This window comes from Georgenia ruanii (genome assembly GCF_009193175.1).
Lineage (GTDB): Bacteria > Actinomycetota > Actinomycetes > Actinomycetales > Actinomycetaceae > Georgenia > Georgenia ruanii.
The window spans coordinates 82,284-105,818 of record NZ_VUKE01000013.1; the positions used below are offsets into that span (position 1 = coordinate 82,284).

At 73.9% G+C, this 23,535-nt stretch carries 17 protein-coding genes; 7 read left to right on the forward strand and 10 right to left on the reverse strand.

Features of this window, described 5'->3' with window-relative positions:
- Window positions 1-52: 52 nt before the first annotated feature.
- From GD880_RS13550 to GD880_RS13560, 3 genes are read right to left on the reverse strand one after another with little or no spacing between them, the layout of a single operon-like run.
- The gene (locus GD880_RS13550) at window positions 53-871 is read right to left on the reverse strand and encodes a carbohydrate ABC transporter permease (RefSeq protein ID WP_152232147.1); all 819 of its coding nucleotides are present in this window, start codon (window positions 869-871) and stop codon (window positions 53-55) included.
- Window positions 868-1,809: a carbohydrate ABC transporter permease gene (locus GD880_RS13555; RefSeq protein WP_152232148.1), complete on the reverse strand. Its 942-nt coding sequence runs from the start codon at window positions 1,807-1,809 to the stop codon at window positions 868-870. The genes GD880_RS13550 and GD880_RS13555 overlap by 4 nt, the downstream gene beginning before the upstream one ends.
- On the reverse strand, window positions 1,781-3,163 hold the full coding sequence (locus GD880_RS13560; protein WP_152232149.1) for an extracellular solute-binding protein: 1,383 nt from the start codon (window positions 3,161-3,163) through the stop codon (window positions 1,781-1,783). Before GD880_RS13560 ends, GD880_RS13555 begins: the two co-directional genes overlap by 29 nt.
- Window positions 3,164-3,619: 456 nt before the next feature.
- Between GD880_RS13560 and GD880_RS13565 the strand changes: the two genes are divergently transcribed.
- Window positions 3,620-5,047, forward strand: coding sequence for an Nramp family divalent metal transporter (locus GD880_RS13565; protein WP_152232150.1), 1,428 nt, complete (start codon window positions 3,620-3,622; stop codon window positions 5,045-5,047).
- A 32-nt stretch (window positions 5,048-5,079) separates the two neighbouring features.
- On the forward strand, window positions 5,080-6,123 hold the full coding sequence (locus tag GD880_RS13570) for an L-idonate 5-dehydrogenase (protein WP_152232151.1): 1,044 nt from the start codon (window positions 5,080-5,082) through the stop codon (window positions 6,121-6,123).
- Between the two features lie 107 nt (window positions 6,124-6,230).
- Here the strand turns inward: GD880_RS13570 and GD880_RS13575 are convergent, their stop codons facing one another.
- From GD880_RS13575 to GD880_RS13585, 3 genes are all read right to left on the reverse strand, one after another.
- Window positions 6,231-7,025 (reverse strand): hypothetical protein, encoded by a 795-nt coding sequence (locus GD880_RS13575; protein ID WP_152232152.1) that lies wholly within the window; start codon window positions 7,023-7,025, stop codon window positions 6,231-6,233.
- On the reverse strand, window positions 7,006-7,608 hold the full coding sequence (locus tag GD880_RS13580) for a DUF6318 family protein (protein ID WP_152232153.1): 603 nt from the start codon (window positions 7,606-7,608) through the stop codon (window positions 7,006-7,008). The genes GD880_RS13575 and GD880_RS13580 overlap by 20 nt, the downstream gene beginning before the upstream one ends.
- 136 nt (window positions 7,609-7,744) lie before the next feature.
- A complete protein-coding gene (locus GD880_RS13585; RefSeq protein WP_226909654.1) occupies window positions 7,745-11,371 on the reverse strand; it encodes an Rne/Rng family ribonuclease in 3,627 nt (1,208 codons plus the stop codon).
- Window positions 11,372-11,844: 473 nt separating this feature from the next.
- Here GD880_RS13585 and GD880_RS13590 point away from each other — a divergent pair, with 473 nt between their 5' ends.
- Genes GD880_RS13590 through GD880_RS13610 form a run of 5 tightly spaced genes read left to right on the forward strand, consistent with a single transcriptional unit; the run spans window position 11,845 to window position 20,168 of the window.
- Window positions 11,845-13,350, forward strand: a complete 1,506-nt coding sequence (locus GD880_RS13590; RefSeq protein ID WP_152232155.1) for a cytochrome ubiquinol oxidase subunit I — start codon at window positions 11,845-11,847, stop codon at window positions 13,348-13,350.
- A gap of 21 nt (window positions 13,351-13,371) precedes the next feature.
- On the forward strand, window positions 13,372-14,430 hold the full coding sequence (gene cydB, locus GD880_RS13595) for a cytochrome d ubiquinol oxidase subunit II (protein WP_152232156.1): 1,059 nt from the start codon (window positions 13,372-13,374) through the stop codon (window positions 14,428-14,430).
- Between the two features lie 4 nt (window positions 14,431-14,434).
- Entirely contained in the window at window positions 14,435-16,228 is a 1,794-nt protein-coding gene (gene cydD / locus GD880_RS13600) for a thiol reductant ABC exporter subunit CydD (protein ID WP_152232157.1), read from the forward strand.
- Window positions 16,225-18,183, forward strand: coding sequence for a thiol reductant ABC exporter subunit CydC (gene cydC, locus GD880_RS13605; RefSeq protein WP_152232158.1), 1,959 nt, complete (start codon window positions 16,225-16,227; stop codon window positions 18,181-18,183). The genes cydD and cydC overlap by 4 nt, the downstream gene beginning before the upstream one ends.
- Entirely contained in the window at window positions 18,180-20,168 is a 1,989-nt protein-coding gene (locus tag GD880_RS13610; protein ID WP_226909655.1) for a GAF domain-containing protein, read from the forward strand. The genes cydC and GD880_RS13610 overlap by 4 nt, the downstream gene beginning before the upstream one ends.
- 36 nt (window positions 20,169-20,204) lie before the next feature.
- Here the strand turns inward: GD880_RS13610 and GD880_RS13615 are convergent, their stop codons facing one another.
- From GD880_RS13615 to GD880_RS13630, 4 genes are all read right to left on the reverse strand, one after another.
- Window positions 20,205-20,819 carry a response regulator gene (locus GD880_RS13615; protein WP_152232195.1) on the reverse strand — a complete coding sequence of 205 codons (615 nt, stop codon included), beginning with the start codon at window positions 20,817-20,819 and terminating at the stop codon, window positions 20,205-20,207.
- Window positions 20,820-21,053: 234 nt separating this feature from the next.
- Entirely contained in the window at window positions 21,054-22,079 is a 1,026-nt protein-coding gene (mutM, locus tag GD880_RS13620; RefSeq protein WP_152232159.1) for a bifunctional DNA-formamidopyrimidine glycosylase/DNA-(apurinic or apyrimidinic site) lyase, read from the reverse strand.
- 8 nt (window positions 22,080-22,087) lie between these two features.
- Window positions 22,088-22,924, reverse strand: a complete 837-nt coding sequence (rnc, locus tag GD880_RS13625) for a ribonuclease III (protein ID WP_152232160.1) — start codon at window positions 22,922-22,924, stop codon at window positions 22,088-22,090.
- Window positions 22,925-22,949: 25 nt separating this feature from the next.
- On the reverse strand, window positions 22,950-23,516 hold the full coding sequence (locus GD880_RS13630; protein ID WP_152232161.1) for a YceD family protein: 567 nt from the start codon (window positions 23,514-23,516) through the stop codon (window positions 22,950-22,952).
- Window positions 23,517-23,535 lie beyond the last annotated feature (19 nt).

The window sequence follows — 23,535 nt, forward strand, 5'->3', positions numbered from 1 at the left end:
CCGCGGACCCGCGGCACCGCGCGGCCGCCCGGGACCGCGCCGCCCGACCGGGTCACTCGCGGACCGCACCCTCGAGCATGCCCTGGATGAAGTGCCGCTGGAGGAACAGGTAGAGGACCACCACCGGCAACGCCACCAGCACCGCGCCCGCGGCCAGCAGGGTGGTGCCCTGGACGTACTGGCCCTGGAAGAGGGCCAGGCCGAGCGGGGCGGTGCGCAGCTGGGCGTTGGGCGACATCACCAGCGGGATGAGGAACTCGTTCCACGTCCACATGAACGTCAGCAGCACCAGGGTGACCACCGCCGGGCGGGCGACCGGCACGAGCACCTGCCACAGCACCCGGTGGTGCCCGGCGCCGTCGAGGCGGGCGGCCTCGATGATCGACCGGTTGGCGCCGCGGAAGTACGCCCGCATCCAGAAGGTGCCGAACGCGACCGACTGGGCCACCTGGGGCAGCGCGATGGCCCAGATGGTGTTCGTCAGGCCCACCGCCTGGAAGTCGAAGAACAGCGGCACCACGATCGCCTCGGTGGGCACCATGAGCCCCAGGAGGAAAAGGTAGAAGATCGCCTGCGAGCCCCGGAACGCGAAGGCGCCCAGCGCGTAGCCGGCCATGATCGAGCAGACGGTCGCGAGCACCACGACCACGACGGCCACGACCGCGGAGTTGAGCATGTACTGGCCGAAGTGCCCCTGCTGCCAGGCGCGGCCGAAGTTCTCCAGGTGCACCGGGGCGCCGGTCGCCGCGTCCTGCGGCGTCTCCGGGGCCAGCGCCGTCCGCAGGATGGTCAGCACCGGCGTTAGCGCGACGACGGCGAAGAGCAGCAGGATGGCGTAGTTCGCGGCCCGCTCGGTGGCGGAGATCCTCATCGCTCCCGCTCCCCGATGCGGGTGACGGCGAGGTTGATGGCGAAGATGAGGACGGTGAGCACGACGGCGACGGCCGCCGCGCTCCCGACCTGGCCGAGCTCGAACGCCCGGCGGTAGACCTCGAAGCTGGGCACCGTGGTGGTGTTGCCCGGGCCGCCCGAGGTGGTGACGTAGACGAGGTCGAACGTCTTCAGCGCCGCGATGATCGTCAGGGTCAGGGCGACGACGATCTCGGCGCGCACCGACGGCAGGGTGATGGCGAAGAACTGGCGCACCGCCCCGGCGCCGTCGAGCGTCGCGGCCTCGTACAGCTCCGCCGGCACCCGGGACATCCCGGCCATGAGCAGCACGGTGACCAGCCCGGTCGAGACCCAGGTGCCGATGAGGCCCACGGCGGGCAGCGTCAGGGTGAAGTCCCCGAGCCAGGTGCGGGTCCATCCGTCCAGACCGACGGCGCGCAGCGTCTGGTTGAGCAGGCCGTCCGGGGCGTAGATCTGCCGCCAGGCGACCGCGACGACCACCATGGCGATGACCTGCGGCAGGAACACCACCGTGCGGAAGAAGCCCAGGCCGCGCACCTGGCCGCGGGTGAGGACGGCGGCCAGGACCAGCCCGAGCGCGAGGGGCAGGACGGCGAAGAAGAAGATCAGCACCAGGGCATGGCCGAAGGCGGCCCGCAGCTGGGCGTCGGCGACGACCTGGGCATAGTTGTCCAGGCCGACGAACGTCGCCAGCGTCAGCCCGTCCCAGTCGTACAACGAGATCTGCACCGCCCGACCCAGGGGGTAGAGCAGGAACACCGCATAGACGGCGAGGCCGGGCAGCAGGAAGGCGTACGGCGTGAGGCCGTACCGGCTGCGCCGGCGCGCCGGCGGAGCGGGGCGCACCGCGGCGCCCCGCTCCCGCACGTCAGCCGTTGGACGCGACGAAGTCCGCATAGTCCTTTTCGACGGTCTCGGTGAACTGCTGCGGCGTGGACTGCCCGGCCATCAGGGCCTGCAGCGCCTGGCCGATCGTGGTGTTCATCGTCGGCGTCGCGTTGTCGAGGTAGGGCACCAGCTGGCCCTTCTCGGTAGCGTCACCGTAGGCCTGGAAGACGTCGGCCTGCACGCCCGACGGCGGGGTGTGCGCGGCGGTGTTGACCACGGGCATGTTGCCCGTCTCGGCCAGCACCTTCATGGCGTCGTCGCTCGTGATGAAGTTGACGTAGGCCGCGGCGACGTCGCGGTCCTTGGCCTTCGCGGTCACCGCGAACGGGATGCCGGTCCCGCCGGTGGTCACCGGTCCCTGCCCGGCCTCGACAGGCGGCGGCGCGAAGAAGCCGACGTCGTCGCCCATGGCGGCCTGCAGGTCGGCGGCCAGCCAGGATCCGCCCATGAGGTAGACGCCTTTGCCCTCGGTCAGTGACTTCCACGCGGCGTCGTAGTCGGTGCCGTTGAAGCCCTCGTTGAAGTAGCCCTTCTTCGCCCAGTCCTGGATCGTCGTCGCCGCCTTGACGTTCTCCGGCGAGGTCCAGCTCGCCCCCGTGTTGCCGAAGCCGAGGGTGCGGATCTTGTCGGCGGGCACGGTCGCGCCCTGGATCGGGCCGAAGACGTGCAGCGCCGGCCACTGCTCGATGTTGCCCAGCAGCAGCGGGGTCTGTCCGGCGTCCTTGATCGTCTGCAGCTGGCCCTGGAAGTCGGCCCACGTCTGGGGCACCTCCAGGCCGAGCTCGGCGAGCTTGCTCTTGGAGTAGAAGACGCCGACGACCTCCCCCACCTGCGGCAGGCCGTAGACCGAGCCCTCGCCCCAGGTCTTCCCGTCGGGGCTGAAGCTCGTGTACTGCAGCACGCTGGGCGAGAAGCGGTCCTTCCACCCGTAGGCGTCGGCGTAGGCGTCGAGCGAGACGAGCTGCCCGGCGGCCACGTACTGGCCCATCTGCGAGCGGGAGTTGTTGGCCTGCGTGACGTCCGGAGCGTCGTTGCCGGTCAGGGCCAGCCGCAGGGTGGTGTTGAGGTCGTCGGTGGACTGCTTGACGCGCTTGACGGTGATGTTCGGGTACTTCTCCTCGAACGCGGCGTTGAGCCGCTCCATCTGCTCGTTCTGGCCGCCGCGGACCTCCTGGTCCCACACGGTGAGGGTCTGGTCGCCGACCTTCGAGATGTCGGTGACCACCTCGCTGGGCGACCGACCGGCGCTGGTCTGGTCCGAGGCCGTGTTGGATCCCGGAGTGCATGCCGCCAGCGCGAGCGCGGCGGTCGCGAGCACGGCGGCGCCGGTGGCGACGCGCTTGGGACGCACGGATCTGCTCATGATGCGGTTCTCCTGTCTGGTGCCAAGGCACTCATTCTGGCCGAGCATCCACCCTCCCCGTGCCACGCGCCCGGATCTCGACCGGCGTGGGGCGTCGTCGATCCCCGCGCGCCGCCACCGCGGCAGCGCCGACCTTGCCCTGATCCACCCCTCGCCGTCGGCCCTTCGCCCGCCGCCTTGCGCCTCACCGACCCCCGCCGACGGTCCCTCGGCCGCCACGCCTCTCCCCCCGCACGTGCGCGGACCCACCGCGCCGACCTCGCGTCTCGGCGTCGCCGCGGCAACAACCTGCAACCATGCGGACGGATGATTCGGAGTAATTAGCATGCTTATTGAGTGATGGTGGTCTCAACGTCGACCGCCACCGCCCTTCCTTCCACCGCCCGGGAGCCGTTCAGCGACGACGCGCGTCGCCGACCCGTTCCAGCGCGCTCATCCCTGAGAGGACCACCAGCGATGTCAGTGACGACAAGCCCCCACGGCGCGGAGCCCGCGACCGCGGCGCTACGCGACCCCTACAAGCTCGATCCCGCGGACATCCTCGATCCCCCGCGCGGGTGGCGGGCGAGCTGGAAGTTCTTCGGCCCCGGGTTCGTGACCAGCGCCGCCGTCGTCGGCTCCGGTGAGCTCATCACCGCCACGGCGCTGGGCGCCGAGGTCGGCTTCCTTCTGCTGTGGCTCGTCCTCGTCTCGACGTTCGTCAAGGTCGCCGTGCAGATCGAGCTGGCCCGCTGGTCCATCTCGACGGGGAAGACCTCGGTCACGGGCTACGACGACGTCACCCCGAAGATTGCCGGCCGCGGCTGGATCTCCTACATCGGCCTGCTGATGATCCTGCAGATCGTCGTCGGGCAGGGCGGTGTCCTGGGCACCGGCGCGCTCGCGCTGAGCATGGTCATGCCCGTCGGGGGCGACCCGTTCTCGCTCGTCTCCATCGCCACCTGGGTGACGGTCATCGTCGTGCTCGCCGTCGCGGTGCACCTGACCAACCGGTACGGCGTCATCGAGCGGGTCTCCACGATCCTGGTCGCCCTGGTCACCCTCGGCGTCATCGCCATGGTCGTCGGCCTGCAGTTCACGCCCTTCGCGTGGACCGCGACTGACATCGCCGAGGGCATGCAGTTCAAGATCCAGGTCGGCACCATGGGCGTGGCCCTGGCCATGTTCGGCATGACCGGCGTGGGCGGCGGCGAGATCACCGCCTACAGCTACTGGGTGGTCGAGAAGGGCTACGCCCGCTTCGCCGGCCCGAACGACGGCTCCCAGGCGTGGGTCGACCGCGCCCGCGGCTGGATCTCGGTCATGAAGAAGGACGCCTTCCTCTCCTGGATCATCTACACCGTCTCGACCGCCGCCTTCTACATCCTGGGCGCCGCCGTCCTGCACCCGCAGGGGCTCGTGCCCCAGGGCACCGAGGTCCTCGAGGTCCTCTCCCGCATGTTCACCGACGTCGCGGGCGACTGGACCAAGGTCATCTTCCTGGTCGGCGCCGCCGCCGCCCTGATCAAGACCATCCTCGCCAACGTCCCCGGCTTCGCCCGGCAGGTCTCCAACACCCTCGCCCTCTTCGGCGCCTTCGACTGGAACAACCTCACCGTCCGCAACAAGTGGCTGCGCACGCTCATGGTGCTGCTGCCCGTCGTGTGGGGCGTGTTCTACCTGTTCGTGCAGTCCCCCGTCCTGATGATCGTCCTCGCCGGCATCGGCAACGCGGTCTACCTCATGGCCATCGTCGCCGCCGTCTGGTATCTGGGCCGCACGCAGACCGACCCCCGGGTCAAGGACGGGAAGGGCTTCACCTTCTACCTCGTCATCTCCTCGATCGCCGTCTTCGCCGTCGGGCTGCTCTCGCTGCTGGACCTCCTCGGCGTTTCGATCGGCTGAGACGACACCGCACCGCGAGAAAGGAACTGGTCATGAAGGCAGTCGTGGTCCACGGCAAGGACGACCTGCGCGTGGAGGAGGTGCCCGACCCGGTCACCGACCCCGACGACGTCCTCGTCGAGATGGAGTGGGGCGGGATCTGCGGCTCGGACGTGTCGTACTGGAAGCACGGCGCCTCGGGCACCGCGGTGCTCAAGGACCCGCTGATCCTCGGTCACGAGGTGGCCGGGCACGTCGTCGAGATCGGCGCCGGTGCGGCCGCTGAGGCCGAGCGGCTCGGCGTCCGGGAGGGCACCCGCGTGACCATCCACCCGGCGACGCCGGTCGGGGACCACGCGATGCCCGCCGACCTCGCCGAGCGCACCAACCTCTGGCCCGAGGTCCGCTACTTCGGCTCCGCGGCGTTCAGCCCGCACGAGCACGGCGGGTTCGCCCGGCTGCGCACCGTCCGGCCGGACCAGCTGCGGGTCGTCCCGGACAGGGTCTCCACCAAGGAGGCGGCCCTCGCCGAGCCCTTCGGCGTTGCGCTGCACGCGGTCGCCCGGGCCGGGGACCTGTCGGGTCGCTCCGTCCTGGTGAACGGGTCCGGCCCGATCGGGGCGCTGGTGGTGGCCGCGGCGCGAGCGAAGGGGGCCGGCACGATCTACGCCTCCGACCTGTCCCCCGCCGCCCTGGAGATCGCCCGCAAGATGGGCGCCGACCACACGGTCAACCCGGCCTCGGGCGACGCGCTGCCGCAAGACGTCGAGGTCGCCTTCGAGGCCTCCGGCGCCCCCAAGGCGCTGGGCGGGGTCATCGCCGCGGTGCGCCGCGGCGGCGTCATCGTCCAGGTGGGCAACCTGCCCGCCGGTGAGGTCTCGGCGGCGCTGGGCAACCTCGTCACGCGCGAGATCGACTACCGCGGGTCCTACCGCTTCGTCGACGAGATCTCCGACGCCCTGCGCCTCATGGCCGACGGCGTCGACGTCTCGCCGCTGATGACCCACGAGGTGGAGCTCGTCGAGGCGGCCCACGGCTTTGGGCTCGCCGCCGACCGCAGCACGGGCTCGTCGAAGGTCATGCTCAAGCTCTCCTGACCGGCCACGCAAGGCGCCCCTCACCGGAGCTCTCCGGCGAGGGGCGCCTTGCGTTGCGGGACCGGACGCGTGGACGACGGCGCCCCGCTCTTGTGAACTGTGCGCGGTCAGCCGCGGGTCAGCGCCGTCCTTGCAGTGCGGACCTCGAAGGGCGCGGAGCTCTCCGTGGTGACGGCGAACCCCTGCACCGGCTGCCACACGCCCGAGCCGGCGACCCGGAACTCGCCGGCCCATCGCGTCGTCACAGTCACCGTCCGGCCCTCGGCGGCCCCGGTGTAGACGTGGCTCACCGTGTGGTTCGGGTAGGGCGCGCCGGGGTCGGTGGTCCGGACAGGGCCCGCACCGTCGCCGAAGTCCCAGGTGAAGTCGGCAGGCCTGACCCGGACATCAACGGGCGTGTCGAGCACGACCGTGCTGAAGCTCTGCGCCGCCGCCTCGGTCCAGACGATGGTGTCGATGTTGACGAGCACCCAGCCCTGGTCCGGCTGGACGGTAAGGCCGCCGGGTGCGATCGGGAGGCGCTGGATGTCCTGCGCCGTCACGACGACGGGTGGCGTTTGCTGGCTGGGGTCACCCGGTGGAGGAATGGCGGTGACGTCGGGAAGATTGAGGGCGATCTCGTTTTCGCAGGGCTTGTATCGATGGGTGTGTGGGCCGATCTGCACATACTGACCGCAGGCCGCTTGGTTGAACGCCCGCTTCCAGTCAACTTCCGATCTAGGCCTCGCGTTCACGGCCCCGCGCACGTTTACCTTTTCGTCGCCTACAACGGTGACGGCGCTGCCCCCTGCTTCTGCCCCGATACGGGTTCCATCCGCGGCAAAAGCCGGCTGTGCAGCAAGCATGCCAATAAAGACCAGCGCAACAGCTGTGGCGACGGCTTCACTTAGAGAAAGTTTCATCTTCGACCTGGCCCTCACGGATCCTCCACCCGTCTCCGTCACGGCCGACGGCGAACACGATCACGTTCACACCACCTTGATGCTCGTCAACTAGGCTGGTTCCCGCGAAAGATTTCGATGGTGCCTCACGGGCGCGGATATCGACGCGAAAATAGTCGTTCCCTTCACGGGGAGGGCGGCTCACAATCTTCTCCACGGACATTTCTCCGCCGACTGCATGGCCGCCGGAACCGTACAAAGCCGCGACGCTCTCAACGACACCCGCACAGAACACGCACTCCGGGTGCGACATCGCCTTCCACTCGGTGAGGTCACCGGTGGCATACACGTAGGGGTACAGCTGCAGGAAGTACTGGGCGGCCGCCTCGGCGCCGGCCACGTCGTCTCTGCGCATCGCGTCGGGCGGCACGGGCTTCTCGGCCTCGGGACCCTCCGCCGCGGTGGGCGACGGAGCCGCTGACGCCGTCGTCGGGTCGGCCGTGGGCTGCGGGTCCGCGTCTGCCGTGCACCCGGCGAGCAGCGCCGTGGCGGCCAGCATTCCGAGGCCACCGGCCGACGCGCCACGCTCCACCCCCAGAGCCATGCGGCGACGGTAGTGGCAGCCACGGGCGAGCGGCTAGGGATTCGCGAAACTGTGGATGCGAACCCCTGAGGAATGGGGTGCACGACGGCGGAGGGCCGGCACCCGTGGGTGCCGGCCCTCCACTGTCGTGCGCTGCCTACTTCTTCTCGGGCAGGTCGAGCGTGACGATCTTCGTCTCCCCCGGCGTCACCACGCCGCTGGCGACGGCCCGGCGGCTGCGCCGACGCTTCGGCGCCGGCTCCGTCGTCGTCTCGACCGTGGACGGCACCGGTGCCGCGATCGCGGGCGGCTCGACCACCACGTCGCCCTGCCCCTCGTCGGTCCGCTCCGCACCGGTCACATCCGCGTGGGCCATCCGCGAGGTCGTCGCCTCACCGGCGGGCGGCACCGCCGCGTGGGCGCCGATCACGCCCGTCTTCAGCGGCGCAGCGGGCGCAGACGAGGCGGGCGCCACCTCAGCGGCCGCGACCTGAGGAGCGGCCTCGGCCACCTTCTCCGGCGCCGCCGGCGCGGCCTCGTCGGAGGCCCCGGCCTCGTCGGAGCCCCCCCCGGTCGCCGCGGGCTCACCTGCCGACGCGGGCGCGGAGGCGGGCGCCTCCTTCTTGGTGCCGTGGCTCTCCTGGTGGGCGTTCGCGGCCGCGGCGGCGATCGTCGCGAGCGTGGCCTTGACGGCCTCTCGCGCGGCCACCGCCGCCTCGTCCTCCACGGGCGCCTCCGCCTCGGGGGCGGGCTCGGCGGCCGGCTGCGCGCCGCGCCGTCCCCGTCGGCGCGAGCCGGAACCGGAACCGGACTCCTCGGCGTGCGCGTGGCCGTCGCCCGAGCCGGTCTTCTCCACCGGCTCCTCGTGCACGATGAACCCGCGCCCGTTGCAGCACTCGCACGGGGTGGAGAACGCCTCGACGAGGCCCTGCCCCACCCGCTTGCGGGTCATCTGCACCAGGCCGAGCGAGGTCACCTCGGCCACCTGGTGGCGGGTGCGGTCCCGGCCCAGGCACTCGAGCAGCCGGCGCATGACGAGGTCGCGGTTCGACTCGAGCACCATGTCGATGAAGTCGATGACGATGATGCCGCCGATGTCCCGCAGCCGGAGCTGCCGGACGATCTCCTCGGCCGCCTCGATGTTGTTCCGGGTGACCGTCTCCTCCAGCGTGCCGCCGGAACCGGTGAACTTCCCGGTGTTGACGTCGATGACGGTCATCGCCTCGGTGCGGTCGATGATGAGGGACCCGCCCGAGGGCAGCCAGACCTTGCGGTCCATGCCCTTGGCGAGCTGCTCGTCGACCCGGTACTCGCTGAAGACGTCCTTGCGGTCCGTCCAGTGGTGAAGCCGGTCGGCCAGGTCGGGCGAGAGCTCGCGGACGTACTGCGAGATCGTCTGCCACGCGGTGTCGCCGGCGACGACGAGGTTCTCGAAGTCCTCGTTGAACACGTCGCGCACCACCCGCACGGCGAGCTCGGGCTCGCCCTTGAGCAGCACCGGCGCGCTCTTGGCGTTCTTGGCCTTGGCCTCGATGTCCGCCCACTGCTTGGTGAGCCGCTCGACGTCGGCGCGCAGCTGCTCCTCGGTGGCCCCCTCGGCGGCGGTGCGGACGATGACGCCGGCGCCGTCGGGCACGATCTGCTTGAGCAGCTTCTTCAGCCGCGCGCGCTCGTTCTCCGGCAGCTTGCGGGAGATGCCGGTCATGGCCCCCGACGGCACCAGCACCAGGTGCCGCCCGGCCAGGGTGATCTGGGAGGTCAGCCGGGCGCCCTTGTGCCCGATCGGGTCCTTGGTGACCTGCACGAGCACCGAGTCCCCGGACTTCAGCGCCTGCTCGATGCGGCGGGGCTGGCCCTCCATGCCGGCGGCGTCCCAGTTGACCTCGCCGGCGTAGAGCACTGCGTTGCGGCCCTTGCCGAGGTCGACGAACGCGGCCTCCATCGAGGGCAGCACGTTCTGCACGCGGCCGAGGTAGACGTTGCCGACCATCGAGGTCTGCGTGTGGCGGGCGACGTAGTGCTCGACGAGGATCCCGTCCTCGAGGACGCCGATCTGGTTGAGCCCGTCCTTCTCGCGCACCACCATCGAGCGCTTGACCGCCTCGCGGCGCGCCAGGAACTCGGACTCGGTGATCGTCGGACGACGGCGGCCGGCCTCGCGACCCTCCCGGCGGCGCTGACGCTTGGCCTCCAGCCGGGTGGAGCCCTTGAGTGCGGTGACCTCGTCGCGGGCGCTGCGCCCGCCGGTCTCGGCCTCGCCGGTGCGGCTGCGGCGGCGACGACGGCGACGGCGCGAGCTCGACGTGCCCTCCTCGCCCTCGGCCTCGACCTCGGCGTCGGCGTCGGCGTCGGCCTCGGTGGCCTCCGCCTCCTCGGCGCTCTCGTCCTCGGTCTCGGAGGGAGTCGCGGCGGACTCCTCCTCCGCGGCCTCCTCGCCGCCCTCGTGCTGGTTGCGGTTGCGGCGTCCGCGCCCGCCGCGACGGCGACGACGACGCCCGCCGGCGTGCTCCTCCTCGCCCTCGGCGGTCTCGGCCGGCTGCTCCTCGGGCTCGGTGGGCTCGGCGGTCTCGGGCGCCTCCTCGGCGGGGGCGGGCGCACCGGCCGGGGCCTGTGCCCGCCGGCGGCGGCGGGCCTTGGTGGCGTCGGGCGCCTGGAACAACAGCGCCGTGGCAGGCAGCCGGGGCCCGCCCTCCTCCTCCGGCGCCTGGGGCTGCTCGCCACCGGCGGCCGCGACGTCCTCGAAGGCGGCCTCGGCCAGCTCCTCGTCGGTCGGCTCCTCCTCCGCCTCCTCCTCGGGCTCCCCCGCGGCCTCGGCGGCAGGGCGGACGCCGAGCTCGGCCAGGACGTCGAGCTTCTGCTCGGGAGACCGGACGGGGGCGGTGGCGCGGCGGCTGCGACGGGCGGGCCGCTTGGAGGCCTGCTCCGCCTCGCCGGCACCGTCGGAGGCGTCCTCGACGGCCAGGCCGGTGGTGTCCTCCCCGAGCGCCGGACCCTGGAGCTCGCGGGCGGGGGTCTCCGGCGCGCTGTCCTCGGCGGCGGTGGCCGTCGTGTCCTCGGCCTTGACCTCGCCGGTGTCGCCGGTGAGCGCCGGGCCGGGGATCTCCTTGCCGGTGCCCGTGGACGGGCCGGCCACCTGCTCCTCGATGGACTTCTTGGTGGTGCGCCGCGTGCGGGTCTTCTTCGGCGCGGGCGCCTCGGCGGGCTCGGTCGCGGCGGGTGCCGCCCCGGCGGCCTCGGTGGGCGTCGTCCGGTCGGCGTCGGCGGGTGCGGCCGCGGAATCAGCGGCCTCGGCCGGTGCGCCGGCGTTCTCGGCCGTGGCGCTCTCCGCGGCCTGGGCGGTCTTGTCGGTCTTCTTCGTGGTGGCGCGGCGCGTGGCGGTGCGCCGGGCCGGCGCCTTCTTCGCCGCCGCTTCCTGGGCCGGGGCCGCATCCGGGGCCTCCTGGGCCGCCGCGGCCGGGGCCTCCTGGCCGGCGGGGGCCTGCCCGTCGGCCGGCGCGGCCTTCTTCGCCGGCGCCTTGCGGGCACGGGTGGCCCGCTTCTTGGGGGCCGTCTCGGCGGCGTCCGCCTTCGCAGACTCCGCCTCGGGCGCGGTGCCCGCCTTGGGCGCGGGCGCTGCCTCGGACGTGCCCTGGTCCGCCGGCGTGCCGGCGGTCTCGGGCGCGCCCTCGCCGGACGCCTGAGGCCCCGTCGCCGGGCTCGTCGCGCGGCGCGAGCGGGTGCGACGCGCCGGCTTCTGGTCTTCCGCTGCGGTCTCCGCGCCGGAGTCGATCGTCTCGTCGTTCACGGGGTACTCCCCTTGCCCCCGGCCGCCGCCCACACCCACGGCGCCCGCGGGCGGTTCAGTCGTCCGCACGAGGCGGACGGAAGTCCATGTGGTACGCCCGGCGCGCCGTGAAGCGCAAACCTGACGCCGACGGCGGTCGGCCTGCCGACCTGCCCTCATGGCTGCTCGGCCACGGGCACCCTGACCCCTGCTGCAGCGCACCCACCGTGAGGCGGGGCGGCGCGAGGTGAGCCAGGACCGGTGCGGTCGCGACGTCGTCGGACCGGAGAACGGGGTGTGGTGCTGCCCTCCGGCCGGAAGAAGTATCTCACAGTGCCTCGCGACCGGCCCCGCGGACGCGCCGGCGATCGTGACGGGCCGTCATCTTCCGGGACGTTGGTCCCGGCCCGCCCCGAGACGCCGCTCGTACGTTGGCTGCACGACAGCCGCGGTTTTCGGCTGCTCGCACGCTTCTCATCACGAAGGGCGCCCCGGTGGAATCCCTCGACCTCGCTCGGTGGCAGTTCGGCATCACGACCGTCTACCACTTCATCCTCGTGCCGCTCACGATCGGCCTGTCCCCCCTGGTGGCGATCATGCACACCGCGTGGGTGCGCACCGGCAACGAGCGCTGGCACCGGCTGACGAAGTTCTTCGGCAAGGTCCTGCTCATCAACTTCGCCCTCGGCGTGGCCACGGGCATCGTGCAGGAGTTCCAGTTCGGGATGAACTGGTCGGAGTACTCCCGGTTCGTGGGCGACATCTTCGGCGCCCCGCTGGCCATCGAGGCCCTGGCCGCGTTCTTCCTCGAGTCGACGTTCCTGGGCCTGTGGATCTTCGGCGAGGGCAAGCTGCCCAAGTGGCTGCACAGCGCCTGCATCTGGCTGGTGGCGATCGGCACGAACCTCTCCGCCTACTGGATCCTGGCGGCGAACTCCTGGATGCAGCACCCGGTCGGGGCGGTGTACAACCCCGAGACCGGCCGCGCGGAGCTCGACGGCGTGCGCGGCTTCTTCGAGGTGATGACCAACAACACCCTCATCGCCGCCTACTCCCACACCGTGAGCGCCGCGTTCCTGGTCGGCGGCACCTTCGTCGCCGGCATCTGCGGCTGGTGGATCGTGCGCTCGGTGCGCGCCGGGCGCGAGCACGAGGCCGGGCAGGTGTGGCGGCGCGGCGCCTACGTCGGCCTGATCACGATGCTCATCGCCGGCGTCGGCGTCGGGATCTCCGGCGACTTCCAGGGCAAGCTCATGTACGAGCAGCAGCCCGCGAAGATGTCCGCCGCCGAGGCGCTGTGCGAGGGCGAGGAGGGCGCCGCGTTCTCCCTGTTGACCATCGGGGACCTGTCCAACTCCTGCGAGGGCGTGCACCACGTCCTCCAGATCCCGGGCCTGACCTCCTTCCTCGGCACCGGCCACTTCGCCGGCGCGGACAGCTACCTGCCGGGCGTCAACGACGTCCAGCGCGAGTACACCGAGCGCTACGCCGACCAGTTCGGCCCCGACGTGGACTACGTGCCCAACCTCGCCGTGACGTACTGGAGCTTCCGGCTCATGATCGGGCTGGCCGGCTTCTCCGCCGCCCTGGCCCTGGCCGGGCTGTGGGTGCTGCGCAGGGGCCGGGTCACGGACTCGGTGTGGTTCTCCCGGCTGTGCCTGGTCGCGCTGCCGATGCCGTTCCTCGCCTCGTCCTTCGGCTGGATCTTCACCGAGATGGGCCGCCAGCCCTGGGTGGTCCACCCCAACCCCGCCAACCCGGTGGACCAGGTCTACCTGCTCACCCAGCACGGCGTCTCCACCGTCGTCTCAGCCGGCTCGGTGATCACCTCCCTCGTCATCTTCACGCTGCTCTACGCCGCGCTGGGCGTGGTGTGGTTCCTGCTCATCCGCCGCTACGTCCGCGAGGGCATCGAGCCCCTGCCCGGGGACGGCGCCGCCGGCCCCACCGACACCGGCGCGCCGGGCGAGCTCGAGCCCACCCTGTCCTTCGCCTACTGACCGAGTTTTGGAGACGTCCCCATGGATCTCCCCCTGCTGTGGTTCCTCCTCATCGCCGTCCTGTGGACGGGGTACCTCGTCCTCGAGGGCTTCGACTTCGGCGTGGGGATGCTGCTCAAGCCCTTCGCCCGCGACGAGAAGGAGCGCCGGGTGCTGCTGCGCTCGATCGGCCCGGTGTGGGACGGCAACGAGGTATGGCTGCTCACCGCCGGCGGCGCCACCTTCGCCGCCTTCCCCGAGTGGTACGCCACCATGTTCTCGGGCTTCTACCTGCCGCTGCTGCTCATCCTGCTCGCGCTCATCGTGCGGGTCTGCGCCATCGAGTGGCGCGCGAAGATCAACGACCCGGCGTGGCGCAACCGCTGGGACTGGGCGCACACCGTGGGGTCCTGGGTGCCCGCGGTGCTGTGGGGCGTGGCCTTCGCCAACCTCGTCCAGGGCACCGAGATCCGGCTCGTCGACGGCCGCCACCAGCTCGTGGGCGGGTTCTTCTCCCTGCTCACGCCGTTCACCCTGCTCGGCGGGGTGATGACCGCCGTCGTCTTCCTCACCCACGGCGCGGTCTTCCTGGCGCTGAAGACCGGCGGGGAGGTGCGCGAGCGGGCCGGGAAGCTGGCCGCCCGGCTGTCGGTGGTCTCCCTCGTGGTGGCCGGCGCCTGGGCGGTGTGGGCCCAGCTGGCCTTCTCCGCGCACACCCTGACCTGGGTGCCGCTGGCCGCCGCGGCCCTGGCGCTGGTGGGCGTCGTCGTGGCCACCCGGGCCCGGCGCGAGGGTTGGGCCTTCACGCTCAACGCCGTGGCGATCGTGGCCGCCGTCGTGCTGATCTTCGGGGTGATGTACCCCAACGTCATGCCGTCCTCGATCGACCCCGCCTTCTCCCTCTCGATCGACGCCGCCGCCTCCTCCCAGGCGACGCTGCAGGTCATGAGCGTGGTCGCGCTGCTCATCGTCCCGGTCGTGCTGGCCTACCAGGGCTGGACGTACTGGGTGTTCCGCAAGCGCATCACCACCGACCAGATCGGCGGCGACGAGGGCCTGCTGCCCACCGAGGGCCGGCCGCTCGAGCCCACCGCACACTGATCAGGTGAAGCCGCTCGACCCCCGCCTCCTCCGTCACGCCCGCGCCGCCCGCCGCTACATCGCCCTGACGGCCGCGACGGGCTTCACGACCGCGGCCCTCGTGGTCGCTCAGGCGCTGCTGATCTCCCACGCCGTCGCCCCCGTCATCGAGGGCCGGGCCGCCTGGGCCGACGTCGCGGGCCTGGTGTGGGCGTTCGCGGCGGTGGTGGCGGGCCGGTTCCTGGTGCTGGTGGTCCAGGAGGCCTTCGCCCACCGCGCCGCGCGCGACGTCGTGGCCGACCTGCGCGCGCAGGTGCTCACCGCCGCCGTCGCCCAGGGGCCGCGCTGGCTCGCCGCGGGCCACGGGCAGCAGGTGGTCACCCTGGCCACCCGCGGCCTGGACGACCTCGAGCCGTACTTCGTGCGCTACCTGCCCCAGCTGCTGCTCGCGGCGACCGTCACCCCGGCGGCGCTGGTGGTCGTGGTCGGCCTCGACCTCGTCTCGGCGCTGATCATCGCGGCCACGCTGCCCCTCATCCCGGTGTTCATGTGGCTCATCGGGCTGCTCACGCAGAAGTACGCCGCCGAGAAGCTCGAGGTCATGACCCGGCTCGGCGCCCAGCTGCTCGACCTGCTCGCCGGGCTGAGCACCCTCAAGGCGCTCGGCCGCGAGCGCGGCCCGGGCCGGCGGGTGGGCGAGCTCGGCCGCGCCTACGCGGCCACCACCATGGCGACCCTGCGGGTGGCGTTCCTCTCCGGCGCGGTGCTGGAGTTCCTGGCCTCCATCTCCGTCGCGCTGGTCGCGGTGGTCATCGGCACCCGCCTCGTGGCCGGCGACCTGGACCTCACCACCGGGCTGGCCGTGCTCATGCTCGCCCCGGAGATCTACAAGCCGCTGCGCGAGGTCGGCTCGCAGTTCCACGCCTCCGCCGACGGGGTGGCCGCCGCCGAGCAGGCCTTCGCGGTCCTCGAGCGGCCGGCCCCGCCGGCCGGGAGCGCCCCCGCCCCCGACCTGCGCCGCACCACGCTGGTGCTCGACGGCGTGAGCGTCGCCGCGCCGGGGCGGGCCACCTGGGCGCCCTCGGGCCTGGACGCCCGGGTCCGGCCCGGCCGGCTGGTGGCCCTGGCGGGCCCGTCCGGGGCGGGCAAGACCACCGCCGCCGCCGTCGTCCTGGGGCTGCTGCGCCCGGACGCCGGCGCGGTGCGGCTCGAGCCGGCCGCGGGCGCGCCGCTCGACCTGGCCGACGTCGACCCCGCGGCCTACCGCGCCCAGGTCGCCTGGGTGCCCCAGCGCCCGATCATCCTGCCCGGCACGGTGCGCGCGAACGTGCTCGGGGCCGCCGACGCCCCGGTCGACGCCCGCGCGGAGGCGGCCGCGGCGGCCACCGGGTTCGACCGGGTGCTCGCCGCGCTGCCCGAGGGCTGGGACGCCGTCCTCGGTCACGGCGGCGCGGGGCTGTCCGTGGGCCAGCGTCAGCGCCTGGCCCTGACCCGCACCCTGCTGGGCGCCGAGCCGCTGGTGGTCCTGGACGAGCCCACCGCGCACCTGGACGCCGCGGCCGAGCGCCAGGTGCTCGACTCCCTCGCCGCGCTGCGCGCCGCGGGGCGCACCGTGCTGGTCATCGCCCATCGGGAGGCGGTGGTGGCCCTGGCCGACGACGTCGTGGCGGTCCGCGCGCGCACGGCCACCGCGGCCGAGGCGGCCGCGCTGGACGCAGCCGCGACCGCCGCCGCCGCGACCGCCGCCGACGCGCCGGCCCGCGGGCCGGCGGCGCCCGCGCAGGACGCCGCCGCGACCCCCGAGGAGGTGGCCCGGTGACCGCGACCACCGCCGCGCCCGTCCGCCCCGGCGCCGGCGTGCTGCCGGCCGCCGAACGGCGGGCGCTGCGCCGCGCCGTCGCCCTGCTCGACCTCGACCGGGTGCGCCTGCTGTGGGCGGTGCTCGCCGGCAGCGCGGGCCTGGGCAGCGCGGTCGCCCTGAGCGCGACCGCCGCCTGGCTCATCGCCCGCGCCTCGCAGATGCCCCCGATCCTCGAGCTCGGCGTCGCCTCGGTGGCGGTGCGCACCTTCGGCATCTCCCGGGCGCTCATGCGCTACCTCGAGCGCCTCGCCTCCCACGAGGTCGCCCTGCGCGGCATGGCCTCGCTGCGCCAGCACGTCTACCAGACCCTCGCCGCCGGGCCGGTCGACGCCGTCGCCGGGCTGCGCCGCGGCGACCTGCTCGCGCGCACCGGCGCCGACGTCGACGCGGTCGGCGACGTCGTCGTGCGCGCCCTGCTGCCCGCCGCCGTCGCGGCGGTCGTCGGCGTCGGCTCGGTGGCGCTCGTGGGCTGGCTGCACCCGGGAATCGGCGCGCTGCTCGCGGTGTGCCTGCTGGTGGCCGGGCTGGTGGGCCCGTGGCTGAGCATGCGGGCGGCGCGGCTGTCCGAGCGTGCCCAGCTCCTCGCCCGGGCGGACCTGTCCGCGACGGCGCAGACCCTGGTCGACGGCGCCGCCGAGCTGACCGTCTCGGGCCGGCTGACCCGGCTGCTCGCGCACCTGGGCCGCACCGAGGCCACGCTGGCCCGCGCCAAGGACGCCGCGGCCCGGCCGGCCGCGCTGGCCGCCGGGGTGGACAACCTGGCGATGGGCGTCGCCGTCCTCGGGGCGCTGGTGCTCGGCATCCCGGCCGCCACCGCCGGGGCGCTGGCGCCGGTCGAGCTCGCCGTGGTGGTGCTCACCCCGCTGGCGGCGTTCGAGGGCACGGCGCTGCTCGGCCCGGCCGCGATCCAGCTGGTCCGCTCGGGCGGGTCGGCGCTGCGGATCATGGAGCTGCTCGACGCCGCCGCTCCCGGCGGCGAGAGGTCAGCTCAGCGAGACGTCACCGTCGCCGCGGGCCGTCCCGGTCGTCGCGAGACGCCGGCTCCCGCACCCGCCAACGCGGTCCCGGCCCCCGCCGCTGGGCCGTCGATCCCGGCGGCCGAGGTCACCCCCGGCCCGCGCCCGCACCTGGGCGCCCGGAACCTCGCGGTGGGCTGGCCGGGCGGAGCCGTGGTGGCCGCCGGGCTCGACCTCGACCTCTCCCCCGGCCGGGCGGTCGCCGTCGTCGGCCCCAGCGGCATCGGCAAGACGACGCTGCTGCTCACCCTCGCCGGGCTGCTGCCCCCGCGCGCCGGCGCCGCCACCCTCGACGGCGCGCCGGCGTGGGGCATGGACCGGGGCGCGGTCAGCGACCAGGTGGTGCTCACCGCCGAGGACGCGCACGTCTTCGCGACCACGGTGCTGGAGAACCTGCGCGTGGCCCGCGGCAGCGTGACCCGGGCGGAGGCCGCCGCGCTGCTCGGCCGCGCCGGCCTGGGCGACTGGCTCGCCCGCCTGCCCCAGGGCCTGGACACCATGCTCGGCACGGACGCCACGACCATCTCCGGCGGCGAGCGGCGCCGTATCCTGCTCGCCCGCGCGCTGGCCAGCCCCGCGCCGCTGCTGTTGCTCGACGAGCCCGGCGAACACCTCGACCCCGCCACCGCCGACCGGCTCGTCACCGACCTGCTGCGGGCCGGCCGCGACGCAGAGTCCGGGCCGGGGCGCGGCGTCGTCCTCGTCACCCACCGGCTGGCGGCGCTGGACGCCGCCGACGAGGTGATCGTGCTCGGCAGGCCCGAGGAGGTGAACGACGACGTCGCACCCGGCCCGGCGCGCGCACCGGCTACCGTGCTGGCCAGGGGCTCGCACCGGGAGCTCCTGGCCACCATGCCCGCCTACCGGTGGGCGGCAGAGCAGGAAGAGCGACGATGACGGACGAGGGCCAGCGCGGCACGGCACCCGGGTGCCCGTTCCCCCACGGCATGACGCCGGGCGCGGGCGACGGCGAGACGGCCGGGCACGGCGACGGCGCGCGCGCCGCCGGCGGGATGGGCCGCCCCGACCCGCACGGCACACCGGCCGGGGTCGGCCGCACCGACCCGCACGGCACACCGGCCGGGGTCGGCCGCACCGACCCGCACGGCACACCCACCGACGGCGTCGACCTCGCCGACCTCCACGACGCCCTCACCTACCCCCGCCTGGTCAACCCGCACGCGGGCACGGGCCCCACCCACGCCGACGGCGACCGGCACACCATCGCCACCGACACCTCCTCGCTGCTCGGCGCGGCCATCAACGTCGCCTCGCACCTCAACACGACCGACGCGCTGCGCAACTTCGTCGACCGCGCCGCCCGCCTCACCGGCGCCCGCTACGCCGCCCTCGGCGTCCTCGACAGCCGCGGCAACACCACCGCCTTCGTCCAGGTGGGCGTGACCGAGGAGGAGGTCGAGATCCTCGGCCACCCGCCGCGCGGGCACGGCGTGCTCGGCGCCATCCCCGTCGACGGCCCGCTGCTCCTCGACGACCTCACCCAGCACCCCGACTTCGGCGGCTTCCCGCCCGGCCACCCGCCGATGTACTCCTTCCTGGGGGTGCCGGTGCGGGTGCGCGACCAGGTCTTCGGCCGCCTGTACCTCTCCGAGAAGCCCGGCGGCTTCTCGCAGCACGACGCCGAGGACATGATGAGCCTGGCCGAGGCGGCCGCGGTGTCGATCGAGAACTCGCGCCTGTACGCCGAGGCGCGCAACCGCGAGCGGTGGATCGCCGTCAGCCAGGACATCACCACCACCTTGCTCGAGGGCACCGAGGAGGAGGAGGCCCTCGAGATGATCGCCGCGCGGTTGCGCGAGGTCGCCGAGGCCGACACCGCGCTCATCGTCCTGCCCTCCGTGGGCGACGCGTGGGCCTGCGAGATCGCCGACGGCGTGGACGCCCACGAGCTCATCGGGCTGGTCTTCCCGCCGGACGGGCGTGCCATGACGGTGCTCAAGGAGGGGTCCGGCATGATCGTCGACTCCCTCACCCGGCTGCGGACCCTCCGGCTGCGCGAGCTCGCCCGCTTCGGCCCGGCGCTGTACGCCCCGATGATGCTGCGCGGGGAGGGCCGCGGCGTCATCCTCCTGCTGCGACGCATCGGCGCCGAGGAGTTCGACCTGTCCGACCTCGCCATGGCCGAGTCGGTGGCCGGGCAGGCCGCGCTCGCCCTCGAGCTGGCCGCCGCCCGCCACGCCCAGGACGTCGCCTCTCTCCTGGACGAGCGCGCCCGCATCGGCCGGGACCTGCACGACCTCGCCATCCAGCAGCTGTTCGCCACCGGCATGCAGCTGGAGTCGGCCCGCGCGCACCTGGCCGAGCGCGGCGAGGCGGCCCTGGCGACCCTCTTCGAGCAGTCGCTGGGCAGCGTCGACGAGTCCGTCAAGCAGATCCGCGCCATCGTGCACTCCCTGCGCCAGCCGGACACCGCCGTCGTCCTCGTCGAGCGGCTGCGCCGCGAGGCCTCGCTGGCCCGCACCGCGCTGGGCTACGCCCCCTCGCTCCTCATCGACGTCGACGGCGTGGTCATCGCCGGGGACGACGACGACAGCGACCTCGTCGACACGGTCGACAACCGCGTGGACGCCGACATCGCCGACGACGTCGTCGCCGTGGTGCGCGAGGGCATGTCCAACGCCGCCCGCCACGCCAAGGCGTCCTCGGTGCAGGTGCGCGTGAGCGTGCTCGGCCACGGGCCGACCGGGCGGGTGGTCGTGGACGTGGAGGACGACGGCACCGGCGTGGACCCGAGCGTCACCCGCAGCTCCGGCCTGTCCAACCTCGCCGCGCGGGCGCGCCGCCACGGCGGCACCTTCGCCCTGGGCGCGAACGAGCGCGGCCAGGGCAGCCTGATGAGCTGGCAGGCGCCGCTGAGCTGACCGGGGCCCCCGCGACGCCCGCCGCGTCCTCGCTCGCTACTGGCGCCAGCCGGCGGCGCGCTGGCCCGCCACCCAGGCGGCGACCTGGGTGCGCCGCTGCAGGCCCATCTTGCTCAGCAGCGCGGTGATGTGGTTCTTCACCGTCTTCTCGGCGACGCCGAGCTTCTCGCCGATCTCCCGGTTGGACAGCCCGTCGCCGATGAGATCGAGAACCTTGCGCTCGGAGGGGGTGAGCTCCGCCGTCGGGTCGTCGTGGTCGGCGCGCCGGCGGGTGACGGTGCGCTCGTCGAGGAGCGTGCGGCCGGCGGCCACGGCCTTGACGACGTCGGCGATCTCCGCGCCGCGGACGGTCTTGAGCAGGTAGGCCTTGGCGCCGGCGTTGAGCGCGGCGGCCAGGGCGTCGTCGTCGTCGAAGGAGGTCAGCACGACGGAACGGGCGTCCGGGATCTTCTCGCGCAGGGTGGTGATGATGTCGATGCCGGTGCCGTCGGGCAGCTGGAGGTCGACGAGGAGGACGTCGGGGCGCACCAGCTCCCCGCGGCGCACGGCCTCGGCCACGGACCCCGCCTCGGCGACGACGGTCAGCCCGTCGGCGCGGTCGACGATCTCGGCGATCCCCCGCCGGACGATCTCGTGGTCATCGATGATCATGACGCGGATGTCGCGTCCGGTCTGCTGTTCGTACGACACGGCCCGAGCCTATCGAAGGCACCCGCGGCGCGGGTGGGACGATTCCGGCGATTTCGGCGTTTCCAGGACGACGGCGCCCGGTTCCGTGGCGGCCGGCACCGCGACGCCCGGCCAGACCACGACGCCCGGCCAGACCACGACGCCCGGCCAGACCACGTCGCCCGGCCAGACCACGTCGCCCGGGCGGGTGCGGCGTCAGCGGGCGGCGGGGCGGCGCTGGCAGCGCGGGCACGAGAACGACCCGCGGTTCATGAACTGCTCGCGCCGCACGGGCGCGCCGCAGCGGGGGCACGGCCGGCCGGCGCGGCCGTAGACTGCCAGGGAGCGGGCGAAGTATCCGGCGGCGCCCTCGACGTCGACGTACAGGGCGTCGAAGCTCGTCCCGCCGACGGCGAGGGCCTCGCCCATGACCTCCGCGGCGGCGTCGAGCAGCTCGCGGACCGCGGCCGGGCGGAGCCGGTCGGTGCGGCGGGTGCCGTGCAGCCGCGCGCGCCACAGCGCCTCGTCGGCGTAGATGTTCCCGACCCCGGAGACCAGGGACTGGTCCAGCAGCGCCCGCTTGACCTCGGTGCGCCGGGCCCGGAGGCGGCGCACGAGGGCGGGCCGGTCCAGCGCCGGGTCGAGCACGTCGCGGGCGATGTGCGCCACGGGCGCGGGCAGCACCGGCGCGTCGGACCCCTGCCCGCCGGGGGCGCCGTCGTCGGTGGGCACGGTGTCGACCGCCATGAGGTGGCCGAAGGTGCGCTGGTCGACGAACCACAGCTGCCCGCCGTCGGCGAGGCGCAGCCGGACGCGCAGGTGGGCGGTGGTGGCCGGGACGGTGCGCACGAGGCTGGGCGGGCGCAGCGCGGTGAGGTCGGCCGGGCGGTCCCCGGCCGGGGCGAGGAAGGGCTCCGCGGGGCCGCCGAGGTCCTCGGCGACGTTCCGCCGCGCCTCGTCGGGCTCCTGGACGAGCAGCTGGCCGCTCATGCCGAGGTGGGCGAGCAGCGCCTCGTGCGGGGCGTCGTCGGCGCCGTCGCCGAGGGTGAGCCAGAGGTACTTGCCGCGGCGGACGGCGCCGGTGACCGCGCGGCCGCGGGTGCGGGCGACGAGCTCGGCCGCTCCCCCGGGCTGGCGCCGCACGCCGCGCGGGTGCAGCACGTCGACGTCGGCGATGGTGCGGCCCACCACGCGGGCGGCCAGGCCACGGCGGACGGTCTCGACCTCGGGCAGCTCCGGCATCGGCGCGGTCAGGCCTGTGCGGCGGCCGCGTCGTCGGGCGCGCCGGTCGCGGCGGCAGGCCCGCCGTCGTCCGCACCGGCGCCGGGCGCACCGTCGGCGGGAGCGGCGGCCGCGGCCTCGACGCCCGCGGCCTCGAGCCGGGCGTAGGCGTCCTCGGCGGCGTTCTGCTCGGCGACCTTCTTCGAGCTGCCCACGCCCGAGCCGGCCTCGGCCCCCGCCAGCTCGACCACGGCGGTGAACGTGCGGGCGTGGTCGGGCCCGGTGCCGGTGACGACGTAGGCGGGGCCGCCCAGGCCGCGCGCGGCGGCGAGCTCCTGCAGGGAGGTCTTCCAGTCCAGCCCGGCACCGAGCCGCTCGGCCTGGCTGAGCAGGTGCCCGACGAGGCGCTCGACGACGGCGCGGGTGTGCTCGAGGCCGTGGCACAGGTAGGTGGCGCCGATGAGGGCCTCGACGGTGTCGGAGAGGATGGAGTCCTTCTCCCGCCCGCCGGTGACGAGCTCGCCGCGCCCGAGGAGGATGAACTCCCCCAGCGCGAGGTCGCGGGCCACCTCGGCCAGCGCGCGCTGGCTGACCGTGGCCGCGCGCATGCGGGCGAGGTCGCCCTCGGGCACGCCGGGGTGGTGGCGGTAGAGGTACTCGGTGACGATGACGCCGAGGACGGAGTCGCCGAGGAACTCCAGCCGCTCGTTGGTGGGGATGCCGCCGGCCTCGTGGGCGAAGGACCGGTGGGTCAGGGCGAGGACCAGCAGCTCGGGGTCGATCGTCGTCCCCAGGGCCTGCAGCAGCGCCTCGACGTCCTGGCGGGCCGGCGCCTCGGCGACCTGGCCGCGCTTCTTCTTGCTCATGCCGCTCCCCCCGTCGTGCCCGCCGTCACTGCTCCGCCTGCTTCTCCGCGTCGGGGAACAGCGAGCCGAGGGCGGACCAGCGCGGGTCGAGCTGCTCGTGGTGGTGGCCCGGCTCGGCGTCGTCGAGCCGCACGCCGCACTCGGGGCACAGCCCGGGGCAGTCGGGCCGGCACAGCGGCCGGAACGGCAGGGCCAGCACGACGGCGTCGCGCAGGGTCGGCTCGAGGTCGAGCAGCTCGCCGGCGAGCTCGGGCAGGTCCTCGGCCTCCTCGTCGCCGTCGGCGGCCAGCTCGGCGCGCTTGCCCGGGTAGTAGTACAGCTCCGAGACGCCCACGCTGAGGTCGTCGTCGACCTCGCGCAGGCAGCGCGAGCACTCCCCGTGGAGGCCGACGCCGACCGTGCCGGTGACGAGCACGCCGTCGGACACCGCCTCCAGGCGCAGGTCCAGGTCCATGTCGCTGCTGGCGGGCACCCCGATGACCTCGGTGCCCATGTCCGCCGGGGCGGGCATGGTGCGGGTCAGTTCGCGCAGCGCCCCGGCCCGACGGCCGAGGTCGTGCGTGCTGATCACCAGGGGGGATCGCGGGTCCATCAAGGCTCCTTGGGTGGGG

Bases quoted from the DNA above. Each gene is read 5' to 3' on its own strand.
- GD880_RS13550 (WP_152232147.1), bottom strand. From the start codon at position 871: ATGAGGATCTCCGCCACCGAGCGGGCCGCGAACTACGCCATCCTGCTG.
- GD880_RS13555 (WP_152232148.1), bottom strand. From the start codon at position 1,809: ATGCGGACTTCGTCGCGTCCAACGGCTGACGTGCGGGAGCGGGGCGCC.
- GD880_RS13560 (WP_152232149.1), bottom strand. From the start codon at position 3,163: ATGAGCAGATCCGTGCGTCCCAAGCGCGTCGCCACCGGCGCCGCCGTG.
- GD880_RS13565 (WP_152232150.1), top strand. From the start codon at position 3,620: ATGTCAGTGACGACAAGCCCCCACGGCGCGGAGCCCGCGACCGCGGCG.
- GD880_RS13570 (WP_152232151.1), top strand. From the start codon at position 5,080: ATGAAGGCAGTCGTGGTCCACGGCAAGGACGACCTGCGCGTGGAGGAG.
- GD880_RS13575 (WP_152232152.1), bottom strand. From the start codon at position 7,025: ATGAAACTTTCTCTAAGTGAAGCCGTCGCCACAGCTGTTGCGCTGGTC.
- GD880_RS13580 (WP_152232153.1), bottom strand. From the start codon at position 7,608: ATGGCTCTGGGGGTGGAGCGTGGCGCGTCGGCCGGTGGCCTCGGAATG.
- cydB (WP_152232156.1), top strand. From the start codon at position 13,372: ATGGATCTCCCCCTGCTGTGGTTCCTCCTCATCGCCGTCCTGTGGACG.
- GD880_RS13610 (WP_226909655.1), top strand. From the start codon at position 18,180: ATGACGGACGAGGGCCAGCGCGGCACGGCACCCGGGTGCCCGTTCCCC.
- GD880_RS13615 (WP_152232195.1), bottom strand. From the start codon at position 20,819: ATGATCATCGATGACCACGAGATCGTCCGGCGGGGGATCGCCGAGATC.
- mutM (WP_152232159.1), bottom strand. From the start codon at position 22,079: ATGCCGGAGCTGCCCGAGGTCGAGACCGTCCGCCGTGGCCTGGCCGCC.
- rnc (WP_152232160.1), bottom strand. From the start codon at position 22,924: ATGAGCAAGAAGAAGCGCGGCCAGGTCGCCGAGGCGCCGGCCCGCCAG.
- GD880_RS13630 (WP_152232161.1), bottom strand. From the start codon at position 23,516: ATGGACCCGCGATCCCCCCTGGTGATCAGCACGCACGACCTCGGCCGT.